Raw genomic sequence first — 16,190 nt, 5'->3', positions numbered from 1 at the left:
GGTTGACCCATCTATTACGGCCACAACCCCCGGGCCTCGTGAGCCTCAGCAATTCGAGAAAGCGCGACGATGTAGGCTGCATCACGCCAGGTGACATCACGGCTTTCGAACTCTGCTTGGACGTCACGCCAGGCAGCCTGCATCTCTGTTTCGAGTTCATCATTCACTCGTTCGAGAGACCAGGCTCGACGATTAATGTCTTGGAGCCACTCGAAGTAGCTCACCGTAACACCACCGGCGTTGGCGAGAATGTCGGGGATCACTGCAACATCTCGATCGGCGAGCATCGAATCTGCTGTCGAGGTGGTCGGACCGTTTGCTCCTTCGACGACGAGATCCGCAGCAATCGCCTCTGCGTTCTCTTCCGTAATAACGTTCCCCAGAGCTGCGGGAATGAGCACGTCGACGTCGAGCGTGAGTAGCTCTTCGTTCGAGATCAGGGTATCCGCGTAGTCGGTGACGGCTTCCGGCTCCTCGTCGTGCGAGGGGACCGAAGCCGTATCGATCCCCTCTGGGTCGTACATCGCTCCGTTGACGTCGCTAATCCCGACGACCGTCGCTCCCCAATCGTCAAGCAGTCGGGCAGCATTTGCGCCGACACTTCCATATCCCTGTACTGCTACCGTCGTCTCCTCGAGTTGACGGTCGTAGTACTCGCAGACGAGTTGTGTGATAATCGCCACGCTCCGTCCGGGGGCTTCTTCACGGCCTTTACTGCCTCCGACGACCGGCGGCTTGCCGGTGACGACTCCCGGTGTCGTCTCGCCTTCTTGCATCGAGTACGCGTCCATCAGCCACGCCATCGTCTGTGGATCCGTCCCCATGTCTGGGGCGGGAATGTCCTTGTTGGGACCGATGACGTTGCGAATCTCTTGTGCAAACCGACGGGTGAGCCGCTCTTTTTCCGCCGAGCTCAGCTCTTTCGGATTGACGGCGACGCCACCTTTGGCACCGCCGAACGGGAGGTCCATGACCGCACACTTCCAGGTCATCCACATGCCGAGTCCGACGCATTCATCTCTGGTCACCTCGGGGTGGTACCGGAGCCCTCCCTTATACGGACCTCTGACGCTATCATGTTGGGCTCGGTCTCCCGTGAAGACCTCGACTGTGCCGTCATCCCGTTCGACAGGGACGGTAACCTCATGGACTTTCTTCGGGTGTTTGAGCCGTTCGACGACATGCTGATCAATACTGAGATGGTCTGCGGCATGGTGGAGCTGCCGGCGTGCCGTTTCGAGGGCTGATTTCGGTTTCGTAGATTGTACTGTCGAATCCTCTGTCTTGTCGCGGTCTTTATCGGAATTGGGTGCCATGGTCATTCTACGCGACATTCGACGATTTCGCATCGGTCCGCCACAGTCAGGACAGCGGCTAGTGCTGTCCACAGCGATGACTTTTTTTTACTCGAAGCTCACGTACGGGCCCTTATTCGTTAGGCCAGCTTCGACATTTCGTATGTTAGGTTCTTTCGTTTATAATCGCACCGAACTATCTGACCCGCTCTCAATGGGCGCTGCCGTTCAGTCCGGACAACCCGCCCGGTTCGGTTTAGTATCTCTTCTATCATCTGTTCGATAGATTCAGGTTACGGCCAGTTGGCACGTCACCGCCGCAGAGGACCAAATCTACATACATCTATGGTGATTGGACTCCATATGAATACGCTGGAAGACTCCTTCGACGTCGATCGTGCGCTCGTTTTCGGTATCGGCGGGAGTGGCGACGTAGTCGGTAGTATCCCGACCGCCCGTTTTCTCGAATCGATGGGCGTCGACGTCATCCTAGGCGGGACAACCTGGGAACCGGTGCCTCGCGACTCCCGGCCTGGTCCTCGCAGCCTCTCGGAAGTGGTCGACTACGAGCGGATCAGCGAGACAGTCGGTATGGCAAACGGCGACACGAGAACCGAGGATGGGCTGGTGTTCTGCGAATCCCTCGTCGCCGACCACTTCGAACGACGGGTCGCGCTCATCGACATTAGCCGAGGTGTTCGGGAAATGACCAGTGGACTTCGGGATGCTTGCGAGACGCTAGAAGTCGATCTCGTCGTCGGTGTTGACGCCGGCGGTGACATTCTCGCCCGAGGGGACGAACCGGGACTCCGTAGTCCGGTCACCGATGGGCTCGGCCTCGTTTCCTTGGAGAAACTCGACATCGACACGTGCATCGGGGTCATTGGATTTGGAAGCGACGGCGAATTGACCCTCGATGAACTCAATCGAGCCTTCGAGTCGCTCTCCGAGGACGCGCTCCTCGGCTCATGGGGGATCACGCGTCAAGTCCGGTCGGAACTTGAAGCAGTGCTCGACATCGTTGATACGGAGGCGAGTCGGCTTCCCGTCGAAGCCGCGCGAGGTGAACTCGGGGAGCGAACGATCCGCCGCGGAGAGCTGTCCCTTGAGGTTACCGTCCCTAGCTCGGTAACGTTCTACTTCGAGACGGGCCCCGTGGCTGATCGTTCGGACGTCGCTACTCTCGTTCGCGATACGACCACCCTTGACGAAGCGGTCTCCGCCCTCCGCACCGGTGGTTACAGCATCGAATTTGACAAGGAAAAGAATCGGATCGATTGAAAGTGATAATATGACACTGCGCCATCGCTCGCAAATGGTCCCCGCTGAATTTGAGTAGAGATGATGGGGGTCGCGCGTTCAAGTTCGCGACACTCTCGATTGTTGGATGGAATATCACGCTCGTCCTGGCTGTCGAGCCGGTGCGTGAGAGTTCAGCGTGGGACGAGAACCTGTCGAACCGGATTCACCGGGTCGTCCGTCGGCTTGTCCAGCGGGCGAAAGAACACGTCCCCATCGAGACGGTCCTGTGTGACCGGAAGTTCGACTCGATGCGGGTGTTTCAGACGCTCTCGAATCTCGACGTCAACTATCTCATTCCAAAGCGGATCACCAGCTCCGAACGCGAGGTGATAGAGCAGATGGACGAGGACGATCAGGAAGTCGCTGTTGAATCGGCGTCCGTCCACGTGGAGGCAGGGTCACACCCGATGCGGTTCCTGTACGTCCCGCCGACGAGCGGTGACGGGACGACGGTGTTCGCGACGAACCTCCGAGTAGGACCGGATGAAGCCGAGACATTCTGTCGCCGGTACAGTCGTCGCTGGCAGATCGAAAACGAGTACAAGTCGATTAAAGGCGATTTTCTGGCGAAGACGTCCTCGAAGGACTACCGCGTGCGGTTGTTCTACTTCGTGTTCGCGGTGTTGTTGTACAATATTTGGCGGCCCACGTACTTCCTGCTGAAAGCGGGTGTCGACGGCGAGATGAACTACGCACCTGTGTTGACCGCGGGTGAGTGCGTCGGGATCATCGTCTCGGCGCTGATCCCACCTGACTGAGCGACTGATTCCCCATCGGGATCACCGCTTGGGAGTGGCGACGCTCTGTAGGAGCACCAAAATCCGAGCAATTTCCCAAGCTCGCTCGATTATCTCGTTCAAGGTGGGCAGGAATCGAGCGCTTCGTTGGGGGATGGACGCCAAACCGGCGGAGATTCAACCCAAAACTGGCCTATCCTCCGAAACTGCGAACTTCCAAGCCCGACCAGAAGATGAGACCGGCCTTCTCAATGCATACGGTTCTCGGACTGGTTTGTGGCTATGGACAAGGTGATCCTTCGACATTTTCGTCGATTTTACTTCTAATCACAGAAAGCCGGGAAGCTACCCATTCCAAGGCGACCAGTACATCGCGCTGACGTTGACATTAAAGTCGTAAACGTGCTAATACTGGTCTAACCGCCAAAATGCTCTCTACTCACTCCACGTGAGCTGGCCAACGGTTGGAAACTCAACCTTCGCTGTTTGGGGTGGGTTGTAGTATCGGGACTTGATATCGTAGTATCCGAATTCCGGAGGGATACGAGCGCACGCCTTTGCCAGATTTTCGTCCGCTGTGTGAGTGATCACACGGATTCGAGCATTCGCATCGAACAATCGAACTGCCAACGCGACCACCGCCGCGTCCTGCCAGTTGTTCGTCTCTGGATACTTGCTCTGCTCGTTGAGAAACTCATCTGCAACGAACCGTGCTTTCTCAACCGGTCCAGCACTACTCTCGAATCCCGCTGTACGATCACCTGGTAGCGGTGTGGCTACCCGAAGCCAGCCCTTCTTCGATAGCCGTATCGAGGTATGGATTCGTCGGTGAGTCGGCACTCCCGGTATCCGCCAGCTCGTGGTAGACCGCTGCTGGCACCCAAACTTCAGTTCCAGCTTCCTCTACGGCACTCTTGAGCGATTGTAGGTGTGGACTGGGGTGCTTCCCCAAGTTCCGAAACATCACCGTGTCCGCAATGTTCGCAGTATACATCCTCGCTCGGTTCACTTATCGGCGTATTCCTCGAGGAGATCGCCCCCCTCCGCATCGAACTCATCCGGTGTGTACGTCGTCGGGGTCGAATCGTCATCACCGAGGTCGAGAACCGAATAGAGCGCTTCGACGAGATCATACGTAGTTCCAGGAGAGAGATCTGTGAGGCTCGCGATTTGCCGGATTGTGACCTCGCCCTCACTGTGTGCGTTCACGAGATCGTATGCGAGCGCGAACGTGACGATGCCGTAGTCTTCGAGGACTCGTTCGATCGCTGGGTACTCGTTTTTCTGGGCGATTACCTCGATGATTTTGGGAGTGATCGAGACTTCCGTCTCACGGACCGTCAACGTTAGCTCGAACTCCTGAGCGGTGTATACGGCAGTCCCGGTCTCGTCGCCAACCTTGCTGATCAGGCCCGCCTGCTCCAGTTTATGCAAGTAGTCGTACACCGTCTTTTTGGAGACGGTCGTTGTTTCGACGAGTTCGGGACCTGTTGCAGTCTCTGCCTGTCTAATCGATGTATAGAGGTCCGCGAGGGACGGGTTCTCAAGTAATTCTGCGAACGTCGGAATTCCAGTGATGGTTCCTGGAGTGTCCCCCGCGTTTCGCACGTGTTCTGTATCGTAACTCATCTTGTGTAGAGTTACGAAACTGGAAACCATAAATGTTTGCCACGGAACCGGGTCACTGTAGTGTTTACAAACGGGCCCGACCGCAGAGGATAGCTTTGTTACGTGCCTTAATTACACACTACTCTCGCCCACAACGCCCATTAAGTAGAGACGCGAACTTATCACTGGTATCTCTGTCAATTTACGTCGTATAGCAGCGCAATGCTGAATACAGACACATAGCGACCCCTGAATATTATCATTTCAAGAATAGTTAGGATGGGGGAGAGTCGATACAACAGTATTGTTTTCCCATCTCTTGTACAAACCCGACTAATGACGGCGCAGGACTCCACGCAGACTGAAGACCGAAAAGACGACCACCTTCAAATCGTCCAAGAGCGGGACGTCGAAACGACAGGCACGGGCTTCGACGACGTCCACCTCGTCCACAACGCGCTTCCGGAACTCGATTACGACGCGATCGACCCCTCCATCGACTTCCTGGGTCACGACCTCTCTGCCCCAATCTTCATCGAGAGCATGACTGGCGGGCACCACAACACGACGGAGATCAATCGGGCGCTGGCCCGGGCCGCCAGCGAAACCGGTATCGCCATGGGTCTCGGTAGCCAGCGAGCAGGCCTCGAACTCGACGACGAACGCGTCCTCGAATCGTACACCGTCGTCCGCGATGCCGCACCCGATGCGTTCATCTACGGGAACCTCGGCGCTGCACAGCTCCGAGAGTACGACATCGAAATGGTCGAGCAGGCAGTCGAGATGATCGACGCCGACGCGCTCGCGGTCCACCTGAACTTCCTCCAGGAAGCCGCCCAACCAGAAGGCGACGTCGATGGCCGGAACTGTGTAGCTGCGATCGAACGAGTGTCCGAGGCACTCTCGGTGCCGATTATCGTCAAGGAAACGGGCAACGGCATCTCCGGGGAGACTGCCCGAGAGCTAACTGCGGCAGGCGTTGACGCTCTCGACGTCGCTGGCAAAGGCGGAACGACGTGGTCCGGGATCGAAGCCTATCGCGCAGCAGCCGCGAACGCGCCGCGACAGAAACAAATCGGCACCCTGTTCCGAGAATGGGGCATTCCAACCGCTGCAAGCACGATCGAGTGTGTTGCCGAACACGACCTGCGTCATTGCGAGTGGTGGTGTCCGAACGGGATTGGACGTGGCAAAAGCGATTGCCCTGGGTGCCCGCGCCGGCGGGTTGGCGAAACCATTCCTGAAACCAGCTACAGACGGGCCAGACGCTGTCATCGAACGCGTCGGGGACCTGATCGCCGAGCTGCGAACAGCGATGTTCGTCACCGGCTCGGGGTCGATCGACGAGCTCCAGCAGGTGGAGTACGTGTTGCACGGAAAGACGCGCGAGTACGTGGAACAACGAACCAGTAGCGAGTAGTCCCGGATTCCCCAGTCTCAGCAGGACGGATAGAACAACAGCGGGAAAGAGAGAGCCGACTCCGATATCTGTCCAACCTGTACTTACCGAACTACGCACCACAACGAGGCGGGTTCTCACCAGCGAATTCGTCGTGAAATAACCGTTCAGTAGGTGTGCGAATGTACCGGGTATACGGAAGCAAGAACACCAGAATTTGGTTGTCAGGAACGAAGGTAGTCCCCGAGGAAATTTGAGAGATTGTACACAGTGTAAAGACCGTACCCGATTACGAGGACGGCGACAACAAGGAGAAGTGCCCAGCTCAGGTCCATGTGTCACAGAAGAATTTCTTGTAGAATAAGATTTGTCCCCTGTGACACAACGAATTTTCACTAACCGATATACTGTTCCTCTACATCTAACGATTAGCTGCATTACCCCTGCTCGCGATTGAGGAATCCAGCAGAGCCACAGAACTCTCTATACTGGTCGGTTGGACGAACTCTTGAGCGTCTCCGGGCTATTCTTCTGTAGTGGTCGCGACTCGCGAGTCTCGGCGCAGCGTCTTTCGACGAATCGCACACCAACATATCGAGTGGCCCGCATATGACTCGACACCGCTGTACGATCGCTCCTCACTCGGTGGGTTAGAATCGGACGTTCGAGTCGTCTCGAGTGTCTGGTTCACGCACCCAAATCATAACTCACTCGAACAGTGCGTCTGCGAACTTCCGCTGGCCTACTTCCGCTTCGAGGCCCACGGACTGCTACGGAAGGTCAACACGCTACGAGATGGACACCCTCTTTCGCATGTTCTTGCTGAAAGAACTCCACGGATGGCAGCACGAAACATCTCTCGTCGAGTACCTCGATAGCCACCCCGAACTTTGTGAACGCCTCGAGTTGGAGACGGTGCCCGATCAATCGACATTGTGGCGCGGCTGGAACGAGCGCTTCACGCGCGATTTCCGTGAGACGATCCAGGAAGCGGCTCGAACAATCCTGATCAAAGCGCAGAACGCGGGTGTCGCTGTACCACGCGACCCAGAACGAAACCTCCCGGATCAAGGCGACGACGCAGACGAATCTGTCCCAAACGATCAGGCCATCCTCGACAAGGCTGAGAGGGTCACCGACCACATCAGTCGCGTCGTATGCCCCGCGTTCTCGCTCGATCGTGGTGAGGGCTGTGAGATTCCTGAGAACGCCTACTGGGGCTTACAGACCTATCTGGGCCTGCGTGAGAACCTAGCGGCTAACGAGGGCGCTCGCAGTTTCATCCACGAGTCGACGCGTGATCGAACGCCACTCGGGCACGGTCATCGCGACCAGATTCGTGACCTCCCCATCAATCAGATTCGCGAGATGTACCGACAGGCACTCCGTCAGCTCATCAACGAGCTCGCGGGGACAGAGGAGTTCTTTCGAGCTGGAATCGTCGCGATCGACATCACCGAGGACGACCCCTTTACCGGCGACCGTACCGGCCACGAGGACGAGATAATCGGAACGAAGGAGAAGAATGACGAATACGCCTACCAGTGGGCGACAGTCCAGCTGGTCGGCAACGCTGTTCCACTCGTGCTTGATGCCCGCCCAGTTCGACGAGGCGAGTCACGCAAGGAGATCGTCAAGGACCTGCTCGACTCCGCTGAGGACCTCGTTCACGTCGATAACGTGCTGATGGATCGGGAGTTCGACAGCCAGCACATTCTAGAGATGATCAGCCAGCGTGGACTGTCCTACGTCGTGCCGAAACGGATGCAAACGAGTGAGAAAGCTCAGGCCAAACGACTCCTCCAACGCGATCAAGACCGGTACGAGACCGACCGCAAGCTCCATCTTGGCAAGAACGAGTGGCACGAGACGACGCTGATCTATCGCCGGAAAGAAGACTCTGAGCACGACGACCATCGACAGTACTCGGTGTTCATGTCCAACCGGGGTGGTGGTTTTCTCAGTGAGTACGGCTACCGGTGGGAGATTGAGAGTGGCTATCGGTCGATCAAGCGATTCATGGCTGCGACGACGTCGACGGATTTCGGGCTCCGATTCTTCTACTTCGCGTTTGCGTGTCTGTTGTACTCGATTTGGCGAGCAGTCGATTTACTTGTCCAAGTCGAGTTGACTGGTGAGTACGAACACGCGCCGATTGTGACGGCCGACAATACGCTCACGCTGCTGAAGAAGGAGACTGGAATCGGATAAGGAGGTACTCTGTCGGGGCCAGTGCGGATTTCTGAGTGGCAACGCTGTCAGGAATTTCGAAAATCCACCGATTTAGTTGGGAGTGCGATAGGAAGAGACGATTGAGAGGAGATTCGAAGCCGAACTAGTCACTGTTTCGTCCGAGACTGCGCATCACAGCCTCGCTAAACCCCCTGTAGTCTCAACTTCCACGTTTTCGGGATATAGAGCGTCTACAAACGAATAGCGGTCGAATCAGACGGAGTTTGAGATGTCCTTGCGGAGATGCTATGCATCGGTTGCTGGCTGGCGAGGAGTGACAGCGGGGGGCGAGGGAATGGCCGATATCGTGCTCAGACTGCGAAGCCTGCGGCTTGCCGCAGGCAAGCAACAGAAACAGTACGCCTTCTCACCCGGCTTTTCGAAGGGAGTGACCGACCGCCCGGACGAACGTCCTGGCGGTCACGACTGGCGGCGACCTGATTTCTCGCTCCATGCCGATCTTCACCAGAAAGTCGGTGAGTCGCCAGAGGTTGTACAATAACGCCGCGAACGTGAAGTTGAACAACCGCACTCGGTAGTCTGTTGAGGAGGTCTTTGGAAGGTAAGACTGCACCGACTTGTACTGGTTTTCGATATCCCAGCGACGGCTGTAGCTGTTCGTCACGTGAGCGATCTCGTCGGGATCGACGTGATCGCGGTTAGTTACGAACACGGCATACTCACCGTCAGCGTCGTCACTGGTGGCTGGAACGTACAGATATTCTGCGGTATGGTCGACGTCCCCGTCTATCCCGACGGGGACGTCGTGGTTGACAGCGGCGTCTACCCCATCTTTGCTCTTGATGCGCTTGATTGCCTTGTAATCTGACTCGTATTTCCCCACTGGCATCGTGTACAACAGTCCACGACTGTTAATCTCTGCACGGACGTTTCTGGCGTAGAAGCCACGATCCAGTAGCACTTCGTCCAGATCGACGTACTGCTGGGCTCTCGAAAGCAGACGCGTAACGACGTCTGCTTTCGAGTCAGCGGGCGTCTCAGTTGGCTCCCAGTCTGAGTGTTCCTTGACGCCTTCAATCCCCAAAATGATCGGAACATCGTTCCCGACGATTGTGATCGTCGCGAACGTGTAGCCGTGCTTCAATTCACCGTCGTCGACGTACCCGCTTACCATCGGCGGGTACGTCGACTTCGGGATCTGTTCGTCCTTATCGATCCACGGCCAGACGTGGTAGGGGACGTGCGTGAAATCGACGGCCGCCACGACGTGGCGGTCGTCGAATGGATCTTCATACCGAATCGTCTGAAGAATATTCTCGGTCGCGGTGTCGAACGCGTCCATGAGATATTCGCGAAATACCTCGGTGAACGCGACGATATCCTCGATCTGTTGCTTTTGGAGTGGGACAGAGACTTCCTGATCAGCCGGCATTGCGAACTGCTTGATTACTCGGAGGAACGTCGAGTCGTCACAGGCATCGTTCTCGTCGAGAAACCAGCCAGCTTCACCCTCGGAGTGGGCACTTCCTTGGGTGAGACATGCCGAGGCGAACAGATCGAGGATCTGTTCGTCCTCGTAGACTCTGTTATCGGCCCTGTTGGAGTCGAACTCGCCGAAGGCGTGCCTTCGGGCGAGCTCGACGATCTTGTTCCCCTGCTTTCGAATGTGTTCGCGTGTTACGGTTGGTTCATTACCGTCTTCTTCGATATCGTCTTCATCTGGGATGATTGGTACTCGTGCTTCCAAGATGACGCCGCGGTCGACGGCTTCTTGTGCGATACCTGTAGCTGCCGCGTTGAGCGTCCGTTTGGTCTGTTGGCTGAACTGCGTCCACGCGTACGAGAGTGATTGCTGGCTCGGTGCCTTGTCCAAATCAAGCGTCTTCAGGAGTGATGGGCGATCTTCGAGGCGATCTGCGACCTCGCTCTGGGCGAGGTCGTAGATCTCCTGGTAGAGATACACCCGAGCCATCGGTTCAGTGCCGTTTGCGACCTTGTGTTGCTGGCGGTGGTCGGTAAGCCCGTCAACTGGAATCGAAACCTCTCCGAGGACACGCCAGAGATGATCCACGGTTTCACAGACTTCCCCAGCGTGATAGACGATCGCCCCCGCGAGCGCGGGGGCGTCGTCGTCACCTGCCGACATCTGCTCAGAAGTCATTGTAGTTCTGAGCCCGTCACCGAGAGGTTTCAAATCGTCACATTGGTCGCCAAATCGACTGGTTCAGATCTCTGTTGAACTCATAGCTGTCTCAGCAATCGATACCGCCACGCAAAGGAATTGTCAGCAGTCTAGTGGTTGGTAGAATTTGAGATCCCGAAAACGTGAACTTCCCACACCACAAATTTGTATAGCGGTATATAATTTATGAGTTGGCTAAAATGGCGCATTCTTGGGTTTGGACGTGTTTATCGCCGGTTTAGAGATTCAAATCGAGCCAGTAGAGCGTTTACGTTTAGTGCGATAAACGTAAACAGATTCAAGGGGGTGGCCGCCGTCTGCCACAGCGAACCCAATGCCTCCGCTCAAACCCCGGGATACAACCACTCAGAACGGCCCTGCGCGATATCGGCGCCTGTCGGCTCGTTCCCGAGAACCAACCCCACCCGAATTTGACTACAGCGAGGGATCGCGATGAGTTCCGACGAGAAGCATTCGCACTCAGGTGACGAACGCGGCGCAGCGGTACCTCTCGTCGATGTTCTCGAAGATTACCTCTCGGACAAGGGGAAGGGGCGCAACGGCGAGAGCGGACAGTATCGACGACATGCTGAACGCGAGGTGAATCGGCTCATCGAATTTCTTGCGGAGGATCGTTCGTCGTCATCGGTGACGTTTGAGGAGCTGTCCGTCGGTGATCTTCGTGAGTACGCGCGGTATCTTGCTCGGCAGGGGTGGACCGAGGGCACGGTACAGAATTACTACGCTCACGTCTCCGGATTTTGCGGTTGGGCGGCTCGCGAAGGCTATCTCTCGGGGAACATCGCCCAGCGACGCCGGGCGAAAGAGCCACTCCCCGAGGATACAGGTCGGAAGAGCGGAGAACAACAGGCCTGGTCGGCCGAGCATCGAGCACGTCTCCTGGAGTATGTGAACAAACAAGCACACGATGCCATCGACGCTGTCGCGGAGGACCGCCAAACGGCGATCAAGGCGACTCGTGATCGGGCACTCGTCTACATCCTTTGCTTCACAGGGGTTCGCGGCGCCGAGGTCCTCGCCGATGGAAACGACGATCGGCGCGGACGTGATGGATTGCGGTGGTCGGATGTCTCGTTCGAGGACAACAACATCCAGGTGCTCGGAAAAACGGGGAAATGGGATGACCGACCGCTACCAGACCCTGCTGTTCCTCCACTGGAGCGGCTGAAGCGCATCACAGACGCGTCAAGCGAGGAGTGGCCGGTGTTCCCGACCCTGGACTACCCGACACTGGTGGAGACGTTTGCCCAGACGATGACCGCCCGAAGATATGACCCGGCTGAAGTCGAGTCTATTCGCACAGAGAAAGTGAATGACGGCGAGGCGTCACCTCTCGAACTGCTTGCTGACTATGGTATCGAACCGCCTGCATTAACGACGCACGGCGCTCGCGAGGTCCTAAAACGACTCACGGCGGACGCGGACATCGACCTCGACGATAAACACGGGTATCTCAGCTCCACACGGCGCTCGTCGTGGTGTCGGTGAGGTGCTCGTCCGGGCGTACGGTCACGCCGAGGCGGCCCGATACCTAGAACAACTCCGAAGAGATCGTTCGCGAGCATTACTCGCACATTGAGGCGGGTGAGCTGGCTGAACGCGCTGAAGCCGCCTTCGCCGAGCACGATCAAGAGCTGCGAGGTCAACACGACGCCGGCGACGAGCCAACTTCCCACCCGGTCGACGAGTGACTCAGCCGGTGCTGCAGCTGCTGTATACCGATTTGTCGCAGTCAAACTTCCGAGGAGGATCTGAGGGAGAGAGGAGAGCGCGAATCTCGACGCTTGCGGGTTATTTATCCAGATATTCGATTCCCCACTCACGGAGTGTCTCGGCGACGAGTTCGGGGTGTTCCTGTGCGACTACCATCGCAGCTTCGCGCGCGTCACCCTTGTACACAGGACCATCAACGAGGTCTTGCAGGTCGTTCAAGAAGTCCTCTTCACCCTCTTTGACAAAGGGACGAACCTCGAGCAGCAGTTGCTTGGTTCGGTCCGCGTTCACCGACGCACCGCGCATCTGCCGTTGCACGAGGTACGGAAGGTCATCCAGATCGAAATCGCCCGACTGGGACGGTGTCACCGCCTGTGATTGGGTCTCTTCCTGTGGCATTTCCTCCGAAGATGGGGGCTTTGTGGTCGGATCGGATTCCGTCGGTGCGTCGGGTTGCGTCTCCGTCTCTGCTGCTCTCTCCTCCCTCTCCGATTCGGATGCTTCGGTCTCGTCCGTCTCTTCGGGCTCCTCGTCCGACTCCTCGTCGAAATCGAGGCTCCCAGTTCCCTTCTTCAACCCCGCCATTAGGACATCACCTCCGCGTCCTCAATGTTGAGTTCCGGCTCCTGAGGGGGTTCGACGCCGAACTCATCGGTGAGGTAGCTGGCAATATCGAGAATGGTCTCGAGCGTCTCGACTTCGCGCTCGCGGAGGCGACGGGTTCCCGCCTCCCCGTTGTGCCACGCTTCCTCGACGACTTTGAACGCCGTGCCTTGGGCATCCCACATCTCGTCCATCATACTTTGTCGCTCGCCAATCGTCGCGGCGATACCGTATTCATCTTCCATTTCTTCGATGTAGCGGTTGTGTGTGCTGGTTGTACCGGCACCCGAGAGGATGACTGCGGCGACGCCGACGTCGATCCCCAGGTTCTCACTCATACTCTCTAAGAGCCCTGCGAGCCCTTCGAGGCTCTTGTTGCCCTTTCCAGCGGGTTTACTCGGTGATACGAGTGTTCGAGTGGCATAGATGGCGTTATACAGCATAATCTCAGCACGAGCGTTCGGGTCGATGATGACGACGTCGTAGTCGTCCTGGACGTTGTTCTCCTCCCAGAGGACGTTATAGAGCTGCTCGTACCGGTTGAATTCGTCGCCCATATTCTCCTCGAAGCGTTCACGTTGGAGGAGAAGTTCGGTGAATTCCTCGAGCATATCGTGCGCCGGGAGGACGTCGACTCCCTCGTCGGTGCTGCGAATGAGGTCCTCGAAGTCACCGTCGGGTCGTCCGAGGACGTGTCGGACGAGATTGTCTGCCTCGGGATCGTCACGCCCCTCCTCAACATCGAAGAGGTAGGTGAGATTGGCGGCCTGGTGGTCGAGATCGATGACGAGGACATCGAATCCCTGTCGAGCGTGAGCCTCGGCGAGGTTCGCTGTCCACGTTGTTTTGTGGATTCCCCCTGATTCCGAGTAGATGGTATAGGTGATGGGCATGTGTTCTCCACATCGGTCGTTCGCATAATAAAGGTACGTCAGACATACGGCTAACCCATTCACCTAATTCATCCACATAATTTACTTACCTAATCAATAGATCCAATTACCCCACCCAATGTATGTTGATAATGGTTTTAGAGAATCCATCCACCCACCAGGAGGCACTACATTCAGATTATAAATTCAGATTAGGTTATCACATAATACACCCAAGTAGGACAGTAGGGCGTTAATACAGGACTTTCGTGGAGCCTCCCGAGAACCACCCACCAGATAGAATATTAGGTGAATTGATTAGGTGCATAGATTAGGTATATGAATTGAACGGATGGATTTGATGCGTGGGTTAGAATAGCTCTCGCGAGCAACGAAGAGACAGGCGAGAAATAGCGCTTCCTCTACCCACTATGAGGAACAGATATCACACAATAGGAAATTGATCAGTAGATCCTCCGTCACCAGAAAGGCAGAAATACCAGAGACGGCTCTAATCAGCAGCCTCTGTCGGTTCTTCCCAAGGAATATCCTGCTTATGGACTACTGCAAGCTTTGAGCTGTCATCGTCTTCGATTACACTGAGTCCCCGCTGAACGAGGGTATGCACCTGCCCAGCAGACTCTGGGAACGAAAATTGGTCATCCTCCGCGTCTGCGCGAAGCTCCAGATAGTGAAGATACAACCTGAACCTGGTATCCGCCCCAATCGGCCACCACACTGTGCCAATTTGACCATCGATCTGATCGTCCCACTGCTCCACTAGTTCACGAAGATCGTCGACGAGCTCCTCACCCGAGGCACGGAGGCGAAGAGATGGTTCTCCCTCACGCTCTATATCATCAATGACCTTCCGAAGAAGTGGCTCTGACTCCACGGCAGTCGGGGAGGTTTGATCCGCTTCGAGAAGCTGTTCTAAGCGCCGAGTTCCTCCCGACGGGCAGCGACAGCATACGCCACGTTGTACTCATCGTCTGGAAAAATTTCGTGCTGCGCTGGCTGCTGCGGTTGATGCACGGAATCGGTGGTGGATGAACTAAACAAGGTCTCGAAGAGGCCCATATTGGGCGTCCGAAAGGCATCTATAAGTACTTCGTGCCAACGTTCCCAGACACCTCGACTCGAATAGTTAGGACGGTTCGTATGAACCCCATCCCGCTATATGTAGAGCGACACCCACCAGTCGAAATCCTGGTTTACGTAATGTGCGTCTAGAAACTAGCCAAGTACTTGATGAGTGGCTAACCGACTAGAAGCCACTCCGACCGAATCGTACCCGCTATTGACGTCTCAACAGAGCTTCTTCACTAGGTTGTGTGGCTCTCAATAATGAGGTTCGTTGATATAAACAGCAACTCCCTCTCGCGGCCGTGAGATATCGGTTATCCGGCCGGCGAAAGCTTATGGTAGCTCTTTTCCTATCAATTGGTGAGAATCGAGTGTCAAATACACTGCTCACATAGAAAAACACCAAGAGCATGAATAGAACACCTGTCTCCTCCAGCAACCTTCGAAGTGTCGGCTACGACTCCGCAACAAATACCCTGGAAATCGAGTTCCACGGTGGCCGGGTGTACCAGTACTTCAACGTCCCGGAATCGGTCTACAACGGGTTGATGAACGCCGCATCACACGGCAAATACCATCACCGACGCATCAAGGACAAATTTCCATATGAGCGAATCCGATAACACCGACCCATTCGAATTTGAGCAGCCGGAATTGATCCCTCAGAAACCTCATTACGGATCGAAAACGAGGAACTCGCTGATCTTTCAGACCAAGAGTTAGATCGACTTGAACGAGCAGCGAGTGCGCTAGCGGAATACGAACAGGCCGCCGCCGACCGAGAGCGGGCAATAACTGAACGGGCGAACGCTGTCGCAGCACAGGAGAATGCCCGGGCAAAACGAGTGTTCCTTGAACGGATCGGCGAAAAGTACCTCCCCTATGCAGGTTTCCTTGTATTTGGATTCATCCCACTGGTCGTCGGTATGACGCAGGTGCTCCAATTCACGGACATCCGGCTCTGGGTCGGAAGTGGCATTCTCGGATTGGGACTCATCATTGCCCTCGCCCTCCTAGCCCTCGCTGACTGGGATCGGATATCCTCACTGCTTAACCGATAAATCTAGTAGAGCAGGTACTCGCGGAGAGTACGATTCTAGGATGTAGGCCCGTATCCAACTACCAGAAAAGTAGTCGGACAGATCGTGTTCCTGTCGCTGACTATCCTGTAATCCTGTA

9 protein-coding genes and 5 pseudogenes are annotated in these 16,190 nt (G+C 56.1%); 7 read left to right on the top strand and 7 right to left on the bottom strand.

The window, feature by feature from the left end; translation table 11 throughout:
• Nucleotides 1-14 precede the first annotated feature (14 nt).
• Nucleotides 15-1,322 (bottom strand): glutamate dehydrogenase GdhB, encoded by a 1,308-nt coding sequence (gdhB, locus tag ACODNH_RS02420; RefSeq protein ID WP_434530282.1) that lies wholly within the window; start codon nucleotides 1,320-1,322, stop codon nucleotides 15-17.
• Between the two features lie 336 nt (nucleotides 1,323-1,658).
• Here gdhB and ACODNH_RS02415 point away from each other — a divergent pair, with 336 nt between their 5' ends.
• Together ACODNH_RS02415 and ACODNH_RS02410 are read left to right on the top strand one after the other, a co-directional pair.
• Nucleotides 1,659-2,576 carry a DUF1152 domain-containing protein gene (locus ACODNH_RS02415; protein ID WP_256397716.1) on the top strand — a complete coding sequence of 306 codons (918 nt, stop codon included), beginning with the start codon at nucleotides 1,659-1,661 and terminating at the stop codon, nucleotides 2,574-2,576.
• Between the two features lie 53 nt (nucleotides 2,577-2,629).
• Nucleotides 2,630-3,355: pseudogene (locus tag ACODNH_RS02410) on the top strand (transposase); the annotation flags it as partial.
• Nucleotides 3,356-3,769: 414 nt separating this feature from the next.
• Here the strand turns inward: ACODNH_RS02410 and ACODNH_RS02405 are convergent.
• Nucleotides 3,770-4,328 (bottom strand): annotated as a pseudogene (locus ACODNH_RS02405) (hypothetical protein).
• Nucleotides 4,329-4,339: 11 nt separating this feature from the next.
• A complete protein-coding gene (locus ACODNH_RS02400; RefSeq protein WP_010890434.1) occupies nucleotides 4,340-4,993 on the bottom strand; it encodes a winged helix-turn-helix domain-containing protein in 654 nt (217 codons plus the stop codon).
• Nucleotides 4,994-5,278: 285 nt separating this feature from the next.
• Here ACODNH_RS02400 and fni point away from each other — a divergent pair.
• Nucleotides 5,279-6,362 (top strand): annotated as a pseudogene (fni, locus tag ACODNH_RS02395) (type 2 isopentenyl-diphosphate Delta-isomerase).
• A gap of 515 nt (nucleotides 6,363-6,877) precedes the next feature.
• A pseudogene (locus tag ACODNH_RS02390) lies at nucleotides 6,878-8,552 on the top strand (transposase).
• A 388-nt stretch (nucleotides 8,553-8,940) separates the two neighbouring features.
• Here ACODNH_RS02390 and ACODNH_RS02385 read toward each other — a convergent pair.
• Nucleotides 8,941-10,680, bottom strand: coding sequence for a transposase (locus tag ACODNH_RS02385; protein ID WP_434530228.1), 1,740 nt, complete (start codon nucleotides 10,678-10,680; stop codon nucleotides 8,941-8,943).
• Nucleotides 10,681-11,169: 489 nt separating this feature from the next.
• On the opposite strand from ACODNH_RS02385, the pseudogene ACODNH_RS02380 reads away from it, so the two are divergent.
• Nucleotides 11,170-12,428 (top strand): annotated as a pseudogene (locus ACODNH_RS02380) (tyrosine-type recombinase/integrase).
• Between the two features lie 100 nt (nucleotides 12,429-12,528).
• Here the strand turns inward: ACODNH_RS02380 and ACODNH_RS02375 are convergent.
• The 3 genes from ACODNH_RS02375 to ACODNH_RS02365 form a co-directional block, all read right to left on the bottom strand.
• Nucleotides 12,529-13,035 (bottom strand): hypothetical protein, encoded by a 507-nt coding sequence (locus ACODNH_RS02375; RefSeq protein WP_310930780.1) that lies wholly within the window; start codon nucleotides 13,033-13,035, stop codon nucleotides 12,529-12,531.
• Nucleotides 13,035-13,946: a ParA family protein gene (locus tag ACODNH_RS02370; protein ID WP_310930781.1), complete on the bottom strand. Its 912-nt coding sequence runs from the start codon at nucleotides 13,944-13,946 to the stop codon at nucleotides 13,035-13,037. Before ACODNH_RS02370 ends, ACODNH_RS02375 begins: the two co-directional genes overlap by 1 nt.
• A 490-nt stretch (nucleotides 13,947-14,436) precedes the next feature.
• Nucleotides 14,437-14,820, bottom strand: a complete 384-nt coding sequence (locus ACODNH_RS02365) for a hypothetical protein (RefSeq protein ID WP_310930782.1) — start codon at nucleotides 14,818-14,820, stop codon at nucleotides 14,437-14,439.
• A 601-nt stretch (nucleotides 14,821-15,421) separates the two neighbouring features.
• Here ACODNH_RS02365 and ACODNH_RS02360 point away from each other — a divergent pair.
• Nucleotides 15,422-15,634: a KTSC domain-containing protein gene (locus tag ACODNH_RS02360; RefSeq protein ID WP_310930783.1), complete on the top strand. Its 213-nt coding sequence runs from the start codon at nucleotides 15,422-15,424 to the stop codon at nucleotides 15,632-15,634.
• 303 nt (nucleotides 15,635-15,937) lie between these two features.
• Complete coding sequence (locus ACODNH_RS02355) at nucleotides 15,938-16,072, top strand: hypothetical protein (RefSeq protein ID WP_434530281.1); 135 nt, start codon at nucleotides 15,938-15,940, stop codon at nucleotides 16,070-16,072.
• The last annotated feature ends 118 nt before the right edge of the window (nucleotides 16,073-16,190 follow it).

This window comes from Haloarcula sp. NS06, from assembly GCF_051122755.1.
Taxonomy (GTDB): Archaea; Halobacteriota; Halobacteria; order Halobacteriales; family Haloarculaceae; genus Haloarcula.
This window is presented reverse-complemented; position numbering and strand designations above follow the sequence as displayed.

Coding starts and splice junctions, on each gene's coding strand:
- gdhB (WP_434530282.1), bottom strand. CDS start 1,322: ATGACCATGGCACCCAATTCCGATAAAGACCGCGACAAGACAGAGGAT.
- ACODNH_RS02375 (WP_310930780.1), bottom strand. CDS start 13,035: ATGGCGGGGTTGAAGAAGGGAACTGGGAGCCTCGATTTCGACGAGGAG.
- ACODNH_RS02370 (WP_310930781.1), bottom strand. CDS start 13,946: ATGCCCATCACCTATACCATCTACTCGGAATCAGGGGGAATCCACAAA.
- ACODNH_RS02355 (WP_434530281.1), top strand. CDS start 15,938: ATGACGCAGGTGCTCCAATTCACGGACATCCGGCTCTGGGTCGGAAGT.
- ACODNH_RS02360 (WP_310930783.1), top strand. CDS start 15,422: ATGAATAGAACACCTGTCTCCTCCAGCAACCTTCGAAGTGTCGGCTAC.
- ACODNH_RS02400 (WP_010890434.1), bottom strand. CDS start 4,993: ATGGTTTCCAGTTTCGTAACTCTACACAAGATGAGTTACGATACAGAA.
- ACODNH_RS02385 (WP_434530228.1), bottom strand. CDS start 10,680: ATGTCGGCAGGTGACGACGACGCCCCCGCGCTCGCGGGGGCGATCGTC.
- ACODNH_RS02415 (WP_256397716.1), top strand. CDS start 1,659: ATGAATACGCTGGAAGACTCCTTCGACGTCGATCGTGCGCTCGTTTTC.